The following is a 16,156-nucleotide window of genomic DNA, read 5'->3' on the forward strand; positions in this document are numbered from 1 at the left end:
TGGACGGGTCGGCATCTTCACTCGCGCGTCAGCACGAAGTGCCTGCGGATGCCGCCCACGGCCGAGGGCGCGACCCACAGGTCGAACTCGCCGGGCTCCACCACCGGCTTCATGTCGCGGCCGATGAACTGCAGGTCTTCGGCCGTGAGCGTGAACTCGACCTGTTCCGATGCGCCCGGCGCGATGCTCAGCTTGCGAAAGCCCTTGAGCTCGCGCACCGGCCGCGTCACGCTCGCCGCGCGCTCGGCAATGTAGAGCTGCACCACTTCCTCGGCGTCGCGCTGGCCGGTGTTGGTGACGGTGGCGCGCACGCGCAGCGTGCCGGCCAGCGGCATGCGCTCGCTGCTGAGCTCGACGTTGTCGTAGCGCACCGGCGAATAGCCCAGGCCGAAGCCGAAGGGGTAGAGCGCTTCGTTCGTCGCGTCGATGAAGCGCGCCTTGAAGGCCGTCTCGGGCGCGTTGGCCGGCGTGGGCCGGCCGGTGCGCTTGTGGCCGTAGTAGTAGGGCACCTGGCCTGCGGTCTGCGGAAAGCTCACGGGCAGGCGGCCCGAAGGGTTGAAGTCGCCGAACAGCACGTCGGCGATGGCGTGGCCGGTCTGCACGCCGAGGAACCAGGTGACGAGGATGGCGCGCGCATCGCGCACCGCGCCCTTCAGCGCCATGGCGCGGCCGTTGCTAAGCAGCACCACCACCGGCTTGCCGGTGGCGGCCACGGCCTCGGCCAGGTCCTGCTGGGCCTGCGGAATGCCGATGTCGCTGCGCGAGCGCGCCTCGCCCGACATCTTCTGGCTCTCGCCGATGGCCAGCAGCACCACGTCGGCGTCTTTGGCGGCGGCCACCGCGGCGTCGATGCCGCCGGGCAGCGCGCTCTCGATGCCCGAGCCGCGCACCACGTTCACCGACGAGCCCGGGCCGAGCGCGGCGCGCAGGCCCTGGTCGATGCCCACCGGCGCCGACTGGCCCGGGAACAGGCTCCAGGCGCCCATCAGGTCGATGGTGCCCTCGGCGAACGGGCCGACCAGCGCGATCTTCGTGCCGGCCTTGGGCAGCGGCAGCAGCATGCGGTCGTTCTTCAGCATCACGATGGAGCGGCGCGCGTCCTCGCGGGCCAGCGCGATGAACTCGGGGTTCTCCACGCGCTGCGCGGCGGGCGGGCCGTCAAGCCCGCGCATCGGGTCGTCGAACAGGCCGAGCCGCTGCTTCACGTAGAGCACGCGTCGCACCGCTTCGTCCAGCCGCGCCATCGGCACCTCGCCCGAGGCCACGAGGTCGGGCAGGTAGCGCATGTACATGCCGCTCTGCATGCTCACGTCGGTGCCGGCCATGAAGGCCTGCTTGGCGGCCTCGCGCGGGTTGGCGGCATAGCCGTGCTCCACCAGTTCTTCGTCGGCGGTGTAGTCGGACACCACGAAGCCCTTGAACTTCCACTCGTCGCGCAGCACGCCGGTGAGCAGTGCGGGGTTGGCGGTGGAGGGCACGCCGCCGATCTCGTTGAAGGCGCTCATGACCGACAGCGCACCCGCGTCCAGCGCGGCGCGAAACGGCGGCAGGTAGACCTCGCGCAGGGTGCGCTCGGAGATGTCGCTCACGTTGTAGTCCAGCCCGCCTTCGGCCGCGCCGTAGGCCGCGAAGTGCTTGGGCGTGGCCAGCATGGCGTCGGCGCGCGAGAGGTCGGGGCCCTGGAAGCCGCGCACGCGCGCGGCGGCGAACTGCCTGGCCAGGTACACGTCTTCGCCCACGCCTTCGAGCCCGCGGCCCCAGCGCGCGTCGCGCGCGATGTCGACCATGGGCGCGAAGGTCCAGCGAAAGCCGTCGGCCGTGGCCTCGACCGCCGCCGCGCGCGTGGTGCGCTCGGCCAGCGCGGGCTCCCAGCTCGAGGCCTCGGCCAGCGGCATCGGGAACATGGTGCGAAAGCCGTGGATCACGTCGGCGCCGAAGATCAGCGGAATGCCCAGGCGCGACTCGTTCACCGCGATCTGCTGCAGCCGGCGCTTGCCTTCGAGGCCGGCGTTGTTGAAAAGGCCCGTGAGGCGCCCGGCGCGCACGTCGGCGGTTTCCTGCTGCGCGTTGCGCCAGCCGGCCTGCGGGTTGTTGGGCGTCTCGATGTCGGCGGGGCCGTACAGGCTGAGCTGGCCGGCTTTCTCCTGCACCGTCATGCGGGCGATCAGGGCCTCGATGCGGTCTTCGGGCGTCTGCGCGGCCGCGGGCGGCAGGAGGGAGGCGAGGAGGAGGAAGGCGGCGCAGGCGGGAGCGAAAAAGGACGCCAGGGAGCGCGGGGTTCGAACATGCATGGCCGCCTATTCTCCAGATATGGCAAACGCCCCGGTTCGGCGGGTTACCGCGCGTGCCGTAGGCGTTCGCCGATAGCTTGCCACGTGCAGCCCGCGGAGCTGTTTCGCCGCTCGTTATTGCGCGGTCGCGGCCCCGGGCGCCGGCCGCCGCAGCAGCGCCCAGCCGAAGAGCGGCGCGGTGACGTACATCACCACCGAGTAGATCGCCGCCGGCAGCGCCAGCGGAAAGCTGCCCAGCACGCTCACCGCGATGAAGATGGCGAGCGTGGAGTTGTGGATGCCGATCTCGTAGCTGATGGCGGTGGCCAGCGGCTTGTCGAGGCCGGCGGCGCGGCTCAGGTAGTAGCCCGCGAACAGGCTCACGAGGTTGAACAGCACCACGGCCGGGCCGATCTGGGCGAAGGCGGCGGTGAGCGTGCTGAACTCGTTGGCGATGGCCAGCACCGTGACCACCGCGAGCACCACGCCGCTGAAGATCTTGGTCGGCTTTTCCATGCGCGCCGCGAAGGCGGGCCGGCGCGAGGCCACGAACATGCCGAGCGCCACCGGCACCAGCACGATGGCGATCACCTCCACCAGCTTGCGCGTCTGCAGCGGCACCACCTGGCCGCCTTCCGCGAAATGGCCGATGGCCCAGTTGGCGATGAGCGGCAGCGTGACGATCGACAGCAGCGTGTTCACGGCCGTGAGCGAGATGTTCATGGCCACGTTGCCGCCGAACAGGTGCGAGAACAGGTTGGCAGAAATGCCGCCGGGCGAGGCCGCCAGCAGCATGAGCCCGACGGCGAACACCGGCGGCAGGCCGAAGCCCACGACGATCGCGTAGCACGCGAGCGGCAGCCCGGCGACCTGCAGCACGAGCGCCAGCGTGACCGCCTTCGGGTGCTTGAAGAGCCGCCTGAAGTCGGCGGGCGAGAGCGAAAGCCCCAGCCCGAACATGACGAGCGCGAGCGCGCCGAACAGGAAGCGCGTGACGATGACGGTGGCGTCCATGGGGGTGTGTCTCCTCGGGGAATCTTGTGCTTGTTCTCGGTTGAAAAAACGGCCGCCAGCACCTGTCGCGCAGGCACTGGCAGCCGTGGAAAACGGGCGACCCCGGAGGGTCTCCGGTGTCTTACTGCTTGTAGCTGTCGTCGACGCGGTCGAGCTTGCGGATCAGCGAAGGCCACACGAACATGCCGCCGAGGCCGCCGCTCTGCACCTTCATCGCCTGGCCTACGCCGTCGATGATCTTCGGGTTCACGTGGGTGAGCTCGCCGCCGCCCGATTGCGCCGCGATCTGGATCTGGCAGGTGTTCTCGAAGGTGTACATCGACAGGAAGGCGTCGGCAATGGTCTTGCCGCAGGTCAGCAAGCCGTGGTTGCGCAGCATGAGGAAGTTGGCATGGCCCATGTCGGCCTGCAGGCGGGGCTTCTCGTCGTCGCGGAAGGCCACGCCTTCGTAGTCGTGGTAGGCCAGCGAGGCCAGCACGAAGGTCGACTGCTGGCTGATGGGCAGCACGCCGTTCTTCTGCGCGCTGACCGCGATGCCGGCCTTGGTGTGGGTGTGCAGCACGCACTGGATGTCTTCGCGCGCGGCATGCACCGCGCTGTGGATCACGAAGCCCGCCGGGTTCACCGGGTAGGGCGAGTCGATGACCTTGTTGCACTGCTGATCGACCTTCACCAGGCTGGACGCGGTGATCTCGTCGAACATCAGGCCGTAGGGGTTGATCAGGAAGTGGTGCTCGGGGCCGGGCACGCGCGCGCTGATGTGCGTGAAGACCAGGTCGCTCCAGCCGTACAGCGCCACCAGGCGGTAGCAGGCGGCGAGGTCGACGCGAAGCTGCCATTCCTCGGCGGAGACGAGCTTCTGGATTTCGGGTTGGGAGAAGGCGTTCATGGGGGTGTCCTTTTTGTGGGATGTGTCAGGCGGCGGCGGGCTCGGTGAGCGCGGCCTTGTAGATGCTCTGCCTGGGCTGGGCCATCACGCGGCGCAGCATCGGTTCGAATTCGCCGATGGGCAGGGTCTCGGCCTTGGGGTCGAAGGCGGGGTTGTCGTACAGCGCGCAGAACTCGGCCGTGTGCGCGTAGTGCGGGTGGTCCTTGAAGTTGTCGCGCATGTCGCGGTCCAGCCCGATGTGGTGAAAGAAGTAGTGGCCCTGGAAGATGCCGTGGTGCTGCACCATCCAGTGGTTGGCCTCGCTCACGAAGGGCTTGAGGATGGCCGCGGCGATGTCGGGGTGGTTGAAGCTGCCGAGCGTGTCGCCGATGTCGTGCAGCAGGGCGCACACCACGTATTCGTCGTCGCGGCCGTCGCGCAGGGCGCGCGTGGCGGTCTGCAGCGAGTGGGTGTAGCGGTCGACCGGAAAGCCGCCGTAGTCGCCTTCGAGGATCTGCAGGTGCTTGATCACGCGCGCGGGCAGGCCGCCCGTGAACTGCATGAACTCGCCGCCGATCAGTTGCCAGTCTTCGCGCGTGCTTTCCTGCATGCTCTTGAAACTTGCCCGTGCATTCATCGTGAGGGTCTCCGTCTTTTCTTGCGGGGTGTCGTGTGGTGTGGGCCACTGTATGCCTGCGCTTGACGCTGAACTGTCAAGAATTTGACAATGCAGGCCTCTGGTAAACCCCCGCATGGCCACCTCTCCCAAACCCCGGATCTCACGCCTGTCGGCCGCCCACCGCGCCGCGCTGGAGCGCAACCCGTGGTTCACGAGCATTCCGCGCGTCCAGCGCGAGGCGCTGCTGGGCGCGGCCGAACTGCTGCACGTGCGCCGCGGCGCCATGGTGTTCCGCCAGGGCGACCCCATCCATGCGGCCGGCGGCGGCTTCTACGCGCTGGTGGCCGGCAGCATCAAGATCTCGTCGCTGCGCCAGGACGGGCGCGAGGCCATCCTCGCGGTGCTGGAGCCGGGCAACTGGTTCGGCGAGATCACGCTGATCGACGGCTCGCCGCGCACGCACGACGCCACCGCGCTCGAGGCGCTCGACCTGCTGGTGGTGCCGCCCGAGGCCTTCGTGCAACTGATGCGCGACGGCGTGTTCGCCAACGCCATCGCCGCCATGCTGGCCGCCCGCGTGCGCATGCTCTACGGCCTGGCCGAGGACGCCACGCTGCGCAGCCTGCGCGCGCGCGTGGCGCACCGGCTGCTGGTGCTGGCACGCGGCGACGCCACGCAGTCGGTGCAGCTGCGGCACGACCTGAAGCTGCCGCAGGAGGCGCTGGCGATGATGCTGGGCATCACGCGCCAGACGCTGTCGAAGGAGCTCAACGCGCTGGCGGGCGAGGGCGTGATCGCGCTGGGCTACGGGCGCATCGAGCTGCTGTCGCTCGACGCGCTGCAGGCGCTGGTGAGCACGGGCTGAGCCGGCGCCCCTGCCTGGCCCCGCGCGGGCCTCAGCGCAGCACGCGCCCGTCGGCCGAGATGCTGATCAGGTCGATGCTGCGCACGTTGTCGCGCAAGCCGGGGCGCAGGTTGATGCGAAAGCCGCCCACGTCGTAGTCGGTCATGCCGGTCATCACGCGCTGCAGGCTTGCGGTGGTGAAGCCGCGGCCCGCGCGGCGCACCGCCTCGCCGGCCGCCTTGGCGGCGATGAAGCCCTCGAGTCCTTCGTACGACGCGGCCTGGTCGGAGTTGTCGATGGCCGCCAGGTACTCCTTGACGATCGGGATGGCCGACGGCCGCGGCGACGGCACCACCTGCGAGATGACGATGCCGCCGATGTCCTTGCCCAGCGTGGCGTAGAGCGGGTCGATGCCGACGATCGAGAAGGCCATGAAGTTGCCCGCGTAGCCGCTCTTGCGCAGCTTGCGGATGGCGTTGGCCGTGGTGCCCGACAGCGACACCAGCACGATGGCCTGCGGCGACTTCGACTGCACGGTCTTCAAGGCGGCGTCGAGCTTGTCGCCGCTGGGCGGCACCAGCGCGGTGGCCACCATGGGAGGCAGCTTCAGCTCGGTGATGGCCTGCTCGACCGCCGCGAGGCCGGCGCGGCCCATGGCGTCGTCGTCGCCGACCAGCGCCACGCGCGTCTGCCCCACGGTGGCGCACTGGCGCACGATCTTGAGGGCCTCGTCGATCATGCCGGGGCGCACATGGAACACGTTCGGGTGGTCGGCGGCGCGCAGCGTGTCGGAGGCGGCGAAGGGGGCGAACAGCAGGCTGCCCTGCTGCGTGGCGACGCTGGCGCCGGCCTCGCTGCTGGCGGTGCCGACAAAGCCGAACAGCATGTCGGCCTTGTTCGTGGTGAGCAGGGTGCGCGCGTTGGCGGTGGCGCGGGCCGCGTCGTAGCCGTCGTCGAGCTGCAGCAGCTTCAGCTGGAGGCCCGTGGCGGCGTTGCGTTCGTTGAAGTCGGTCACCGCGAGGCGGCTGCCGGCGGCGAAGGCGCTGCCGATTTCACCGGCGCCGCCCGTGAGCGGCACCGATTGCCCCAGCAGCACGACCCGCGCCGCACCGCCACCGCCGCCGCCACCTCCGCTGGCCGCGCGTGCCGCCTGCGCCATGGCGGAACCCGCCACGCTGCCCAATCCGCTCCCCAGGAGCAGTGCACCCCCGGCCTTCCCGAGCCATTCCCTGCGCGATGTGTTCATAGGACACTTTCTTAAACAGTAGTAAAAAAGTGTAGCAATTTCGAGGCCAAGGGGGAAGACGGCGGGTGCTCCAGAATTGCCCTGATGAAATCAGCTGTCCGATGGTGTGGGGTGGGGGTGTCGCTGGCACTGGCGGGGTGCATGGCGACGGGGCCGAGGCATGTCGAATCGGCGCAGCCGCGAGCGCAGCCGCAGCCGCAAGCGCCTGTGCCCGCGGTGCAGGAGATCGCGGTGACCGCGCCGCCGCAGTCACCACCGCAGTCGGCGGTGGAGGTGTCGGCGCCGCGCGCGGTCGCTCCGGCGCCCGTGACGCAGGCGGTCCTCCGCAAGCGGATGGAGCCGAACTACCCCAAGGAAATGCTCGAGCAGGACCAGCCGGGCGAGGTGGTGCTGAGCTTCGCCATCGGCGAGACGGGCGTGCCCGAAGACGTGCGCATCGAGCGGTCCACGCACCCGGCCTTTTCGAAGGCGGTGATGGCGGTGGTGCCGTACTGGCGTTTCGACCCGGCGCGCGCGGCGGACGGCCGCGTGGTGCGCACCCGGGTGCGGGTGCCGCTCAAGTTCAGGACGGACTGACGGACCTGGCGGCGGGAGTGCCGCTCAGGCCTTGCGTTCGAACACCAGGTCCCACACGCCGTGGCCCAGCTTGATGCCGCGGTTCTCGAACTTGGTGAGCGGGCGGTACGCGGGCTTGGGCGCGTAGGCCTCGGCCGTGTTGCGCAGCAGCGGCTCGCCGGAGAGCACCTCCAGCATCTGCTCGGCATAGGGCTGCCAGTCGGTGGCGCAGTGGATGTAGCCGCCGGGGCGCAGGTGCTGCGCCAGCTTGGTCACGAACTCGGGCTGGATCAGCCGGCGCTTGTTGTGGCGCTTCTTGTGCCACGGGTCGGGGAAGAACACGTGCACGCCGTCCAGCGTGCCGGGCTGCAGCATGTGGTCGAGCACGTCGACCGCGTCGTGCGCGCAGATGCGGATGTTCGACAGCGACTGCTCGCCGATGCGCTTGAGCAGCGCGCCCACGCCGGGCTCGTGCACTTCGCAGCAGAAGAAGTTGGTCTCGGGCAGCACGGTCGCGATGTGCGCCGTGGCTTCGCCCATGCCGAAGCCGATTTCCAGCACGGTGGGGCCGGCGCGGCCGCCGAAGGCCTCGCTCAGGTCGATCGGCTCGGGCTTGTAGGGCACGAGGTACAGCGGGCCCAGTTCGGAAAAGGCGCGTGCCTGCCCGTCGGTGGTGCGGCCGCCGCGTTTGACGAAGCTCTTGAGGCGGCGGTGCAGCGGATGCGGCTTGCCCGCGTCCTCGCTGTCTTCGGAAGCGGGCGCATCGTCGCTGGGCGGGAGGTCGTGGGGCACGGTGTCGGGAAAATTCATTACGGCCGCGAATTGTAGAGAGCGCGCCACTGCGGCACCCAACCGGCCAGGGCGTCCGCGCAATGGCGGGCCGTGGCGGGCCCCAGGCCGAGCATGTGCGCGGCAGCGCCGAGGGCGGCCAGCGCGGCTTCCGGCGTGCCGGTGGCTATCGCCGTGGCGCCGTTCTGCTTCGACAGCTTGTCGCCGTCGGCGCCGCGCACCAGCGGCGTGTGCAGGTAGCTCGGCGTGGCCAAGCCCAGCGCGCGCTGCAGCAGGACCTGGCGCGCGGTGTTGTCGGCCAGGTCTTCGCCGCGGACCACGTCGCTCACGCCCTGTTCGGCGTCGTCGACCACCACCGCGAGCTGGTAGGCCCACGGGCCGTCGGCGCGGCGCAGCACGAAGTCGCCGACCTCCGCGGCCACGTCCTGGCATTGCGGTCCCAGGCGGCGGTCGCTCCAGTGCAGCGGGCTGCCCGCCGCGAACTTCGCGGTGGCAAAGCGCCAGGCGCGCGCGGGCTTGCCGTGCAGGCCGCTGCGGCAGGTGCCGGGGTACACGCGCTCGCCGTGCCGCTCGGGCGTGCGGCCCAGCCGCGCCAGCGCCTCGCTGATGTCCTTGCGCGAGCAGCCGCAGGGGTAGGCGAGACCGAGGGCCTGCAGCCGCGCCAGCGCGGCGTCGTAGCGCGCCGTGCGCTGCGTCTGCCACACCGGCGGCTCGTCGGGCAGCAGGGCGCAGGCGGCCAGCTGCCGCAGGATGTGCTCGCCCATGCCGGGCAGGCAACGTTCGGTGTCGGCGTCCTCGATGCGGATCAGCCAGCGCGCTTGCGGGCCGCGTGCGCGCACGTCGAGCCAGCTGGCGAGCGCGGCCACCAGCGAGCCCGCATGCAGCGGCCCGGTGGGCGAGGGCGCGAAGCGGCCGGTCTCCCCCATCCGCGGATCAGATGACCTGCAGCGCGAGCGACAGGCCCGAGAGGAACGCGTCTTCCACGCGGTGGCCGGTGCACCAGTCGCCGGCCACGCCGATGCGCGCCTTGGCGTCCCACAGGTGCGTGGTGCCCACGGGCACCTGCGTTTGCGCTTCGTTCCAGCGCAGCGCCTGTGCGTGCGCGGGCGTGGCGTAGATGCCGGTGATCTCGGAGAACGCGCGCAGCAGCTTGGCCTCGATGCGCGCGGGCGTGTCGCGCAGGTGTTCCTGCGACCAGGTGGCGCTGGCCTGCAGCGTCCAGCGCTCGATGCGTTCGCGCCCGGGCTTGGACGATTCGCGCGCCAGCCAGGCCACGCGGTGGTGGTTGCTGCGCGCCGCGTTCCACTGCGGGCCCAGGTGCGACATGGTGGGCTGGTTGGCCTGGGGGAAGGCGATCATCAGCGTCCAGCAGGGCGCGATGGTCACGCGTTCGATCTTGCGGCTGAGCGTGGCCGAGAGCTTGCCGTCGCCCAGCAGCGCGCGGGCGCCCGCGGGCGGCACGGCGAGCAGCACGGCGTCGAAGCCGGAGTACACGTGCGTCGAGTCTTCGGCGCCCGCGGTGCGCAGCTGCCAGCGCTTCGGGTCGAGCGCATCGGGTTCGATCTGCGTCACCTGCGTGTCGGTGACGAGGCTGTTGCCCAGCGGCAGCGCCCAGTGCGCCACCAGCGCGTCCATGCCGGGCTGGGCCACCCAGTGGGGCTCGAGCGAGGGCAGTGCCGCTTCGGCCACGCGGCCGTGGGCGTCGAGCACGCGCACGAGGTTGGCGCTCCAGCGCTTGCACACGCCGGGCGTGGCCTCGAGCGCCAGCGCGAAGCGCGCATCGCGCACGGTGAAGTACTGCGCGCCGCTGTCGAAGCGCCCGAACGTGGTGTCGACGCTGGCCATGCGGCCGCCGGCCGTGGCCCGGCTTTCGAACACCGTGACCTTGTGGCCGGCTTGCACCAGCGTTCTCGCACAGGCCACCCCGGCGATGCCGGCGCCGACGACGGCGTAATGGCGCGGGGTGGCTGGGGTTCGGTGGCGGTCGGCCGGCTTGGCCGGCTTCTTTGCAGTTGCGCGAGTGGTCATGACGAACGCTTTCTTCTGGAGGGAATGCGGTTGGATGTGTCTGCACTCTACATCGGTCCGGCAGCCGCTTCGCCTGAGGGCACACCCTTAGCGCCGCCGCGCGGATCCTCGGCAATACTCATCAACCGCTCGTGGGGAGACGGCCCTCACCGTCCCCGATGCCGTTGGAGCAGCGCACGCCGCGTGCCCTCGTGCTCGAACTGCGCCAGCCACCATTCGAGCGCGCGCCCCGGCTTGCCCGCGCTGCGCACGCGCCATGCGCAATGCAGCGCGCCGCGCGGCGGCTTGCGCTCGGTCTCCAGCTCCACCAGGTGGCCGGCCTCGATGTACGGCCGCGCCATCGGCTCGGGCAGAAAGCCCCCGCCCAGCCCGTGCAGTTGCGCCGCCACCTTGGCCTGCATGCTCGGCACCGTGAGCACGTCCTGCCCACCCATGAGGTTCACGGTCATGGGCGTGCCGTGGCGGGCCGAGTCCGCCGCGGCCACCGCGCGGTGCTGGCGCATCACGACGTCGCTCAACGGTTGGGCCACGCGTGCCAGCGGATGGTGCGGCGCCACCGCATAGACGAAGGGCAACTCGCCCAGCAGCCGGCTGCGGATGCCGGTGGCGGTGAAGGTCAGGCTGTCCGCGTCGAGCACCGCGCCAATGGCCAGGTCGGCCTCGCCGCTGGTCAGCGCCTCGATGGTGCCGAACAGCGTCTCGTCGCGCAGCTTGAGGCGCGTGGGCGGCTCCAGCGCGAAGAAGGCCGTGGCCAGGTCGAGCAGCGGGTCGCGCGCGATCACGCTGTCGACCGCGATGGTCAGCATCGGCTCCCAGCCGGTGGCCACGCGCTTCACGCGGTTGGCCACCGCGTCGATCTCGGTGAGCAGGCGGTCGGCCTCGCGCAGCAGTTCGGCGCCGGCCTCGGTCACCTTGGCCTGGCGCGCGCTGCGGTCGAACAGCAGCACGTCGAGCGCGTCCTCGATCTGGCGCACCCGGTAGCTCAGCGCGCTGGGCACCAGGTCGAGCGCGCGGGCGGCGGCGGCAAAGCTGCCGGTGGCGGCCACGGTCTGGAGCATGGCGAGGGCGTCGGGGGTCAGCACGTCGCGGGGACTGGGCATGGCGGCTCCATTGATCAAAATATTTGAATGGTGCCATCAAACCGCGGCGTCTTTTCAAAGGGGGTGCGGACCTAAAGTTCCCTACATCCGCTGCGCATCCGGCGCGGCATACGAAGAAGGCCCGGACCACCCCCCAGGGGCTGGGCAGGCCACAAGAAGGAGTTCGACGATGTTGCAAGTTCGTAAATCCCAGGAACGCGGTTATGCAGACCATGGCTGGCTGCGCTCGTTCCACAGCTTTTCGTTCGCCGGTTACTACGACCCGGCCCACATGGGCTTCGGCAACCTGCGGGTGATCAACGAAGACCGCGTGGCGGCGGGCGCCGGCTTCGGCACCCACGGCCACAAGGACATGGAGATCATCAGCTACGTGCTCTCGGGCGAGCTGGCGCACAAGGACAGCATGGGCAACGTGGAAAGCATTCCGCCGGGCGACGTGCAGCGCATGAGCGCGGGCCGCGGCGTGATGCACAGCGAGTTCAACCACAAGGCCGACGAGACCACGCACTTCCTGCAGATCTGGATCCTGCCGAAGGAGCGCGGCATTGCGCCGGGCTACGAGCAAAAGCAGTTCTCCGACGCCGAGAAGCGCGGCAAGCTGCGCCTGGTGGCCTCGCCCGACGGCAGCGACGGCTCGGTGACGGTGAATGCCGACGCCCGCCTGTACGCCGGCCTGCTCGACGGTGAAGAGAAAGCCAGCCTGGCGCTCGACCCGGCCCGCAAGAGCTATGTGCACCTGGTGCGCGGCGAGCTCGAGGTGAACGGCCAGAAGCTCGTGGGCGGCGACGCCGCGATGCTCGAAGGCGAATCGCAGCTGGCGCTGGCCGGCGGCAAGGACGCCGAAGTGCTGGTGTTCGACCTGGCCGCCTGATGTTCCCCGGCCGGGCGCTCGCCGCCCGGCTTTTCCTGTTCCCCTTTCAATTTCAACAACCGAGGAGTTTTTCAACCATGGCAACCACAACCAACCACCCCCTTGCTGCAGCCCAGGACACGCTGGCGCTGATCGGCCGCATCCTGATCGCCACGCTGTTCATCCCCGCCGGCTTCGGCAAGCTGATGGGCTTCGCGGGCACCGTCGGCTACATCACCAAGGTGGCGGGCCTGCCGCTGCCCGAGGTCGCGGCAGCGATCGCGATCATCGTGGAACTGGGCCTGGGCATTGCGCTGCTGGTCGGCTTCAAGGCGCGCTGGACGGCGCTGATCATGGCGGTCTTCACCGTGGCGACGGCGCTGTTCTTCCACAAGTTCTGGGCCGACGCGACGCAGAACATCCAGTTCTTCAAGAACATGGCCATCGCCGGCGGCCTGCTGTCGTTTGCCGCCTTCGGTCCCGGCCGCTTCAGCATCGACAGGAACTGAGCGCTTTCTTCTTTCCGTTTCCCGGGGCACGATCACGCCGAATGGCGTGCTCTGCCCCGGAATGCCTCCCGCATTCCGCTTTCCGCTTTCGGGCTCGCCCTCGACGCTCTCATTCAATCCCTGGAGAAAAACCCAATGGCCAACATCGTCGTCGTCTTCCATTCCGGCTACGGCCACACCCAGCGCGTGGCGCAAGCCGTGGCCGACAGCGCCGGCGCGCAGCTGCTGGCCATCGATGCCGACGGCAACCTGGCCGAAGGCGGCTGGGAGCTGCTGGCCGCGGCCGACATGATCGTCTTCGGCTCGCCCACCTACATGGGCGGCGTGAGCTGGCAGTTCAAGAAGTTCGCCGATGCGTCCTCCAAGGTCTGGTACACGCAAGGCTGGAAGGACAAGCTTTTCGCCGGCTTCACCAACAGCGCCACCATGAACGGCGACAAGGTCACCACCATGACCTACCTGTGGACGCTGGCCATGCAGCACAGCGGCCTGTGGGTCAGCATGGGCATCCTGCCGACCAACAACAAGGCCGCCACGCGCGACTCGATGAACTACGTGGGCGGCTACGGCGGCCTGCTGACGCAGTCGCCGTCGGACGCGAGCTCGGCCGAGATCCCCAAGGGCGACCTCGACACCGCGCGCGCGTTCGGCGAGCGTCTTGCCGCGGTGGCAACATCGCGCGCCTGATTCGAGAAATTCAACAAGCGACATCCCCCACGGAGAACACGATGACCGACACCACCCCCGAACCCCAACTGCTCCAACCGCACGACAAGGACCTGGGCGGTGGCTTCAAGGTGCGGCGCCTGCTGCCGGCGGCGCAGCGCCGCTCGGTCGGCCCGTTCGTGTTCTTCGACCATTTCGGCCCGGCCACCGAACAGCCCGGTAGCGAGCACGATGTGCGGCCGCACCCGCACATCGGGCTCTCGACCGTCACCTACCTGTTCAAGGGCGCGATGATGCATCGCGACAGCATCGGCAGCGTGCAGGAAATCCAGCCCGGCGCCATCAACTGGATGACCGCCGGGCGCGGCATCGTGCACTCCGAGCGCAAGCCCGAGCGCCTGAAGGCCGACACCTACGAGAACCACGGCCTGCAACTGTGGGCCGCGCTGCCGCAGGCGCATGAAGAAACCGAACCCAGCTTCGAGCACACGCCGGCCGGGGCTATTCCCGAACTGGCGGAGCAGGGCGTGGCCGTGCGCGTGCTGGTGGGCGAGGCCTTCGGCGCGCGTTCGCCGGTGAAGACGCTCTCGCAGACTCTGTACCTCGACATCGCCTTGCCCGCGGGCGCGCGCTTCACCTTGCCCGCGCTGGCGCCGGAGATGGCCGTCTACGCGGTCGATGCCGACATCGCCGTGAACGGCGAGCCGGTGGCGGTGCACACCATGGCCGTGCTGCCCGACGGGCAGGGCGCCGTGCTCACCGCCAGCAGCGACGCGCGCCTGATGGTGATCGGCGGCGAGCCGCTGGACGGCCCGCGCTACATCACCTGGAATTTCGTCTCCAGCCGGCGCGAGCGCATCCTCGAGGCCGGCGCCGACTGGGCCGCCCAGCGCATGGGCCACGTGCCCGGCGAGACCGAGTTCATTCCGCTGCCGGGCAAGCCCTTCGGCGTGCGCGAGCCCGACACGGGCACCACACCCGTCTGAGCCGGGTGCCGCAGGCCTGGTACGACTTCCACCTGAAGGACCGGCTCGCGCAGCTGCTGAAGGCCGGCGCTACGTGGGCCTGACGCCGGCGGAGGTGTTCACCGACGCCGACGGCGAGCGCATGCTGGCGTTCGCGCAGAAGCTCAGGTAGGCCTGCGCGCAGGAAGAAAAAAAGGGCCCGATGCATCGGGCCCTTTTTGTTGTCCGCATGGCGCTCGCGGCGCCAGCGAAATTCCGTCTTACTCGTTGCCCATGGCCACGGTCTCGGATGGGCCTGCACCCGCCGGCGCCTTCGGCAACTCGACGACCGCATTGCGACCGCCACGGGCGCGCCAGGCCGAGAAGCCCACGCCGGCCAGCAGCAGCACGCACAGGCCGATGAAGGTGCCGCTGATCGGGCGCGTCACGAACACCGTCATGTCGCCACGCGAGAGCAGCAGGGCGCGGCGGAAGTTCTCTTCCACCATCGGCCCGAGCACGAAGCCCAGCAGAATGGGTGCCACCGAGAATTCGAGCGACATCAGCAGGGCGCCGACGATGCCGAACACCAGCACTTCCCAGATCTGGAACAGGCTGTTCTGCGTGCTGTACACGCCGGTCGCAATGAAGAACATCGCGGCCGGGAACAGGTACTTGTAGGGCACCTTCAACAGCTTCACCCACACGCCGATCAGCGGCACGTTCAGCACCACCAGGATCACGTTGCCGATCCAGAACGAGGCGATCAGGCCCCAGAAGATGTCCGGATGCTCGGTGATGAGCTGCGGGCCGGGCTGGATGCCCTGGATCAGCAGCGCACCCAGGATCAGCGCCATCACCGCGTCGCCGGGAATGCCCAGGCTCATCGTCGGGATGAAGTCGACCTGCGTCTTCGAGTGGGCCGAGGCCTCGGGGCCCGCCACGCCTTCGATCATGCCGGTGCCGAACTTGTTCGGCGTCTTCGACACCTTGCGCTCCAGCGCGTAGGCAATGAAGGTGGTGATGGTCGGGCCCGTGCCGGGCATGGCGCCGAACACCGTGCCGACGATGGTGCCGCGGATCATCGCGGGGAAGGCGCGCTTGAGCTCTTCCTTGCTCGGGCGCATGTCGCTCAGCTTGAGCGTGCCGGTGTCGCCGATGCTCTTCATGCGGTTCACGTTGAGCAGGAAGTCGGCCACGCCGAACAGGCCCATCGAGATGGCCACCAGCTCCAGGCCGTCGCTGAGTTCAGGCAGGCCGAACGCGAAGCGGAAGCTGCCGCTGTTCACGTCGGTGCCGACCACGCCGCACAGCAGGCCGAAGAGGGTCATGGCCACGCCCTTGAGCGGCGAGCCGCGCGACATGGTGGAACCGGCCAGCAGGCCCAGCAGCATGATCGAGAAGATCTCGGTCGGGCCGAACTTGAACGCGATCTGCACCAGCAACGGCGAAGCGAAGATCATCACGATGATGCCGACCGAGGCCGCGAAGAACGAGGCGATCATCGTGATCCCGAGCGCCACGCCCCCCTTGCCCTGCTTGGTCATCGGGTACCCGTCCAGACAGGTCACCGCATGCGGCGGGTGCGACGGCATGTTCATCAGGATGGCGCCGATGGCACCGCCGTACTGCGAGCCGTAGAAGATGCCGGCCAGCATCAGGATGGCGGGCACCGGGTGCATCACGTAGGTGAGCGGCAGCAGGATCGAGATGGCCTGCAGCGCGCCCATGCCCGGCAGCACGCCGATCAGGTTGCCCACCAGCACGCCAAAGAAGGACCACATCAGGTTCGAGCCCTGGAAGGCCACGCCGAAGCCGAACCACAGGTCGTGTAGCGATTGACCAATCATGATT

Annotated in this window: 16 protein-coding genes; 6 read left to right on the forward strand and 10 right to left on the reverse strand. The window is 69.4% G+C overall.

Features of this window, described 5'->3' with window-relative positions:
* Window positions 1-17 precede the first annotated feature (17 nt).
* The 4 genes from BM004_RS19725 to BM004_RS19740 all read right to left on the reverse strand — a co-directional run bounded on the left by BM004_RS19725 (window position 18) and on the right by BM004_RS19740 (window position 4,789).
* Entirely contained in the window at window positions 18-2,291 is a 2,274-nt protein-coding gene (locus BM004_RS19725) for a glycoside hydrolase family 3 N-terminal domain-containing protein (protein WP_093215994.1), read from the reverse strand.
* 114 nt (window positions 2,292-2,405) lie between these two features.
* Window positions 2,406-3,284 (reverse strand): bile acid:sodium symporter family protein, encoded by an 879-nt coding sequence (locus tag BM004_RS19730; RefSeq protein WP_093215997.1) that lies wholly within the window; start codon window positions 3,282-3,284, stop codon window positions 2,406-2,408.
* A gap of 121 nt (window positions 3,285-3,405) precedes the next feature.
* Window positions 3,406-4,173 carry a class II aldolase/adducin family protein gene (locus tag BM004_RS19735; RefSeq protein WP_093215999.1) on the reverse strand — a complete coding sequence of 256 codons (768 nt, stop codon included), beginning with the start codon at window positions 4,171-4,173 and terminating at the stop codon, window positions 3,406-3,408.
* A gap of 25 nt (window positions 4,174-4,198) precedes the next feature.
* Entirely contained in the window at window positions 4,199-4,789 is a 591-nt protein-coding gene (locus BM004_RS19740) for an HD domain-containing protein (protein ID WP_093129717.1), read from the reverse strand.
* Window positions 4,790-4,904: 115 nt separating this feature from the next.
* Between BM004_RS19740 and BM004_RS19745 the strand changes: the two genes are divergently transcribed.
* Window positions 4,905-5,636 carry a Crp/Fnr family transcriptional regulator gene (locus tag BM004_RS19745; protein ID WP_093216002.1) on the forward strand — a complete coding sequence of 244 codons (732 nt, stop codon included), beginning with the start codon at window positions 4,905-4,907 and terminating at the stop codon, window positions 5,634-5,636.
* Between the two features lie 31 nt (window positions 5,637-5,667).
* On the opposite strand, the gene BM004_RS19750 is transcribed toward BM004_RS19745, so the two are convergent.
* On the reverse strand, window positions 5,668-6,861 hold the full coding sequence (locus BM004_RS19750; RefSeq protein WP_093216004.1) for an ABC transporter substrate-binding protein: 1,194 nt from the start codon (window positions 6,859-6,861) through the stop codon (window positions 5,668-5,670).
* An 84-nt stretch (window positions 6,862-6,945) separates the two neighbouring features.
* Between BM004_RS19750 and BM004_RS19755 the strand changes: the two genes are divergently transcribed.
* Window positions 6,946-7,437, forward strand: coding sequence for a TonB family protein (locus tag BM004_RS19755; RefSeq protein ID WP_093216007.1), 492 nt, complete (start codon window positions 6,946-6,948; stop codon window positions 7,435-7,437).
* A 24-nt stretch (window positions 7,438-7,461) separates the two neighbouring features.
* Here BM004_RS19755 and trmB read toward each other — a convergent pair whose 3' ends face one another.
* From trmB to BM004_RS19775, 4 genes are all read right to left on the reverse strand, one after another.
* The gene (gene trmB / locus BM004_RS19760; RefSeq protein ID WP_093216009.1) at window positions 7,462-8,226 is read right to left on the reverse strand and encodes a tRNA (guanosine(46)-N7)-methyltransferase TrmB; all 765 of its coding nucleotides are present in this window, start codon (window positions 8,224-8,226) and stop codon (window positions 7,462-7,464) included.
* Window positions 8,226-9,131: a tRNA glutamyl-Q(34) synthetase GluQRS gene (gluQRS, locus tag BM004_RS19765; RefSeq protein WP_093216012.1), complete on the reverse strand. Its 906-nt coding sequence runs from the start codon at window positions 9,129-9,131 to the stop codon at window positions 8,226-8,228. The genes trmB and gluQRS overlap by 1 nt, the downstream gene beginning before the upstream one ends.
* A 7-nt stretch (window positions 9,132-9,138) precedes the next feature.
* The gene (locus BM004_RS19770) at window positions 9,139-10,233 is read right to left on the reverse strand and encodes an NAD(P)/FAD-dependent oxidoreductase (protein ID WP_093129723.1); all 1,095 of its coding nucleotides are present in this window, start codon (window positions 10,231-10,233) and stop codon (window positions 9,139-9,141) included.
* A 146-nt stretch (window positions 10,234-10,379) separates the two neighbouring features.
* On the reverse strand, window positions 10,380-11,333 hold the full coding sequence (locus BM004_RS19775) for a LysR substrate-binding domain-containing protein (protein WP_093216015.1): 954 nt from the start codon (window positions 11,331-11,333) through the stop codon (window positions 10,380-10,382).
* Between the two features lie 169 nt (window positions 11,334-11,502).
* On the opposite strand from BM004_RS19775, the gene BM004_RS19780 reads away from it, so the two are divergent.
* The 4 genes from BM004_RS19780 (at window position 11,503) to BM004_RS19795 (ending at window position 14,344) form a co-directional block, all read left to right on the forward strand.
* The gene (locus BM004_RS19780; protein ID WP_093129725.1) at window positions 11,503-12,204 is read left to right on the forward strand and encodes a pirin family protein; all 702 of its coding nucleotides are present in this window, start codon (window positions 11,503-11,505) and stop codon (window positions 12,202-12,204) included.
* A gap of 77 nt (window positions 12,205-12,281) precedes the next feature.
* Window positions 12,282-12,692: a DoxX family protein gene (locus BM004_RS19785; protein ID WP_093129726.1), complete on the forward strand. Its 411-nt coding sequence runs from the start codon at window positions 12,282-12,284 to the stop codon at window positions 12,690-12,692.
* Window positions 12,693-12,827: 135 nt separating this feature from the next.
* Entirely contained in the window at window positions 12,828-13,379 is a 552-nt protein-coding gene (locus BM004_RS19790; RefSeq protein WP_093216017.1) for a flavodoxin family protein, read from the forward strand.
* A 41-nt stretch (window positions 13,380-13,420) separates the two neighbouring features.
* Window positions 13,421-14,344: a pirin family protein gene (locus BM004_RS19795; protein WP_093129728.1), complete on the forward strand. Its 924-nt coding sequence runs from the start codon at window positions 13,421-13,423 to the stop codon at window positions 14,342-14,344.
* Window positions 14,345-14,583: 239 nt separating this feature from the next.
* On the opposite strand, the gene BM004_RS19800 is transcribed toward BM004_RS19795, so the two are convergent.
* The gene (locus tag BM004_RS19800) at window positions 14,584-16,152 is read right to left on the reverse strand and encodes a tripartite tricarboxylate transporter permease (protein WP_093129729.1); all 1,569 of its coding nucleotides are present in this window, start codon (window positions 16,150-16,152) and stop codon (window positions 14,584-14,586) included.
* Window positions 16,153-16,156: the final 4 nt, after the last annotated feature.

Source organism: Variovorax sp. OK212 (genome assembly GCF_900112425.1).
Taxonomy (GTDB): domain Bacteria; phylum Pseudomonadota; class Gammaproteobacteria; order Burkholderiales; family Burkholderiaceae_C; genus Variovorax.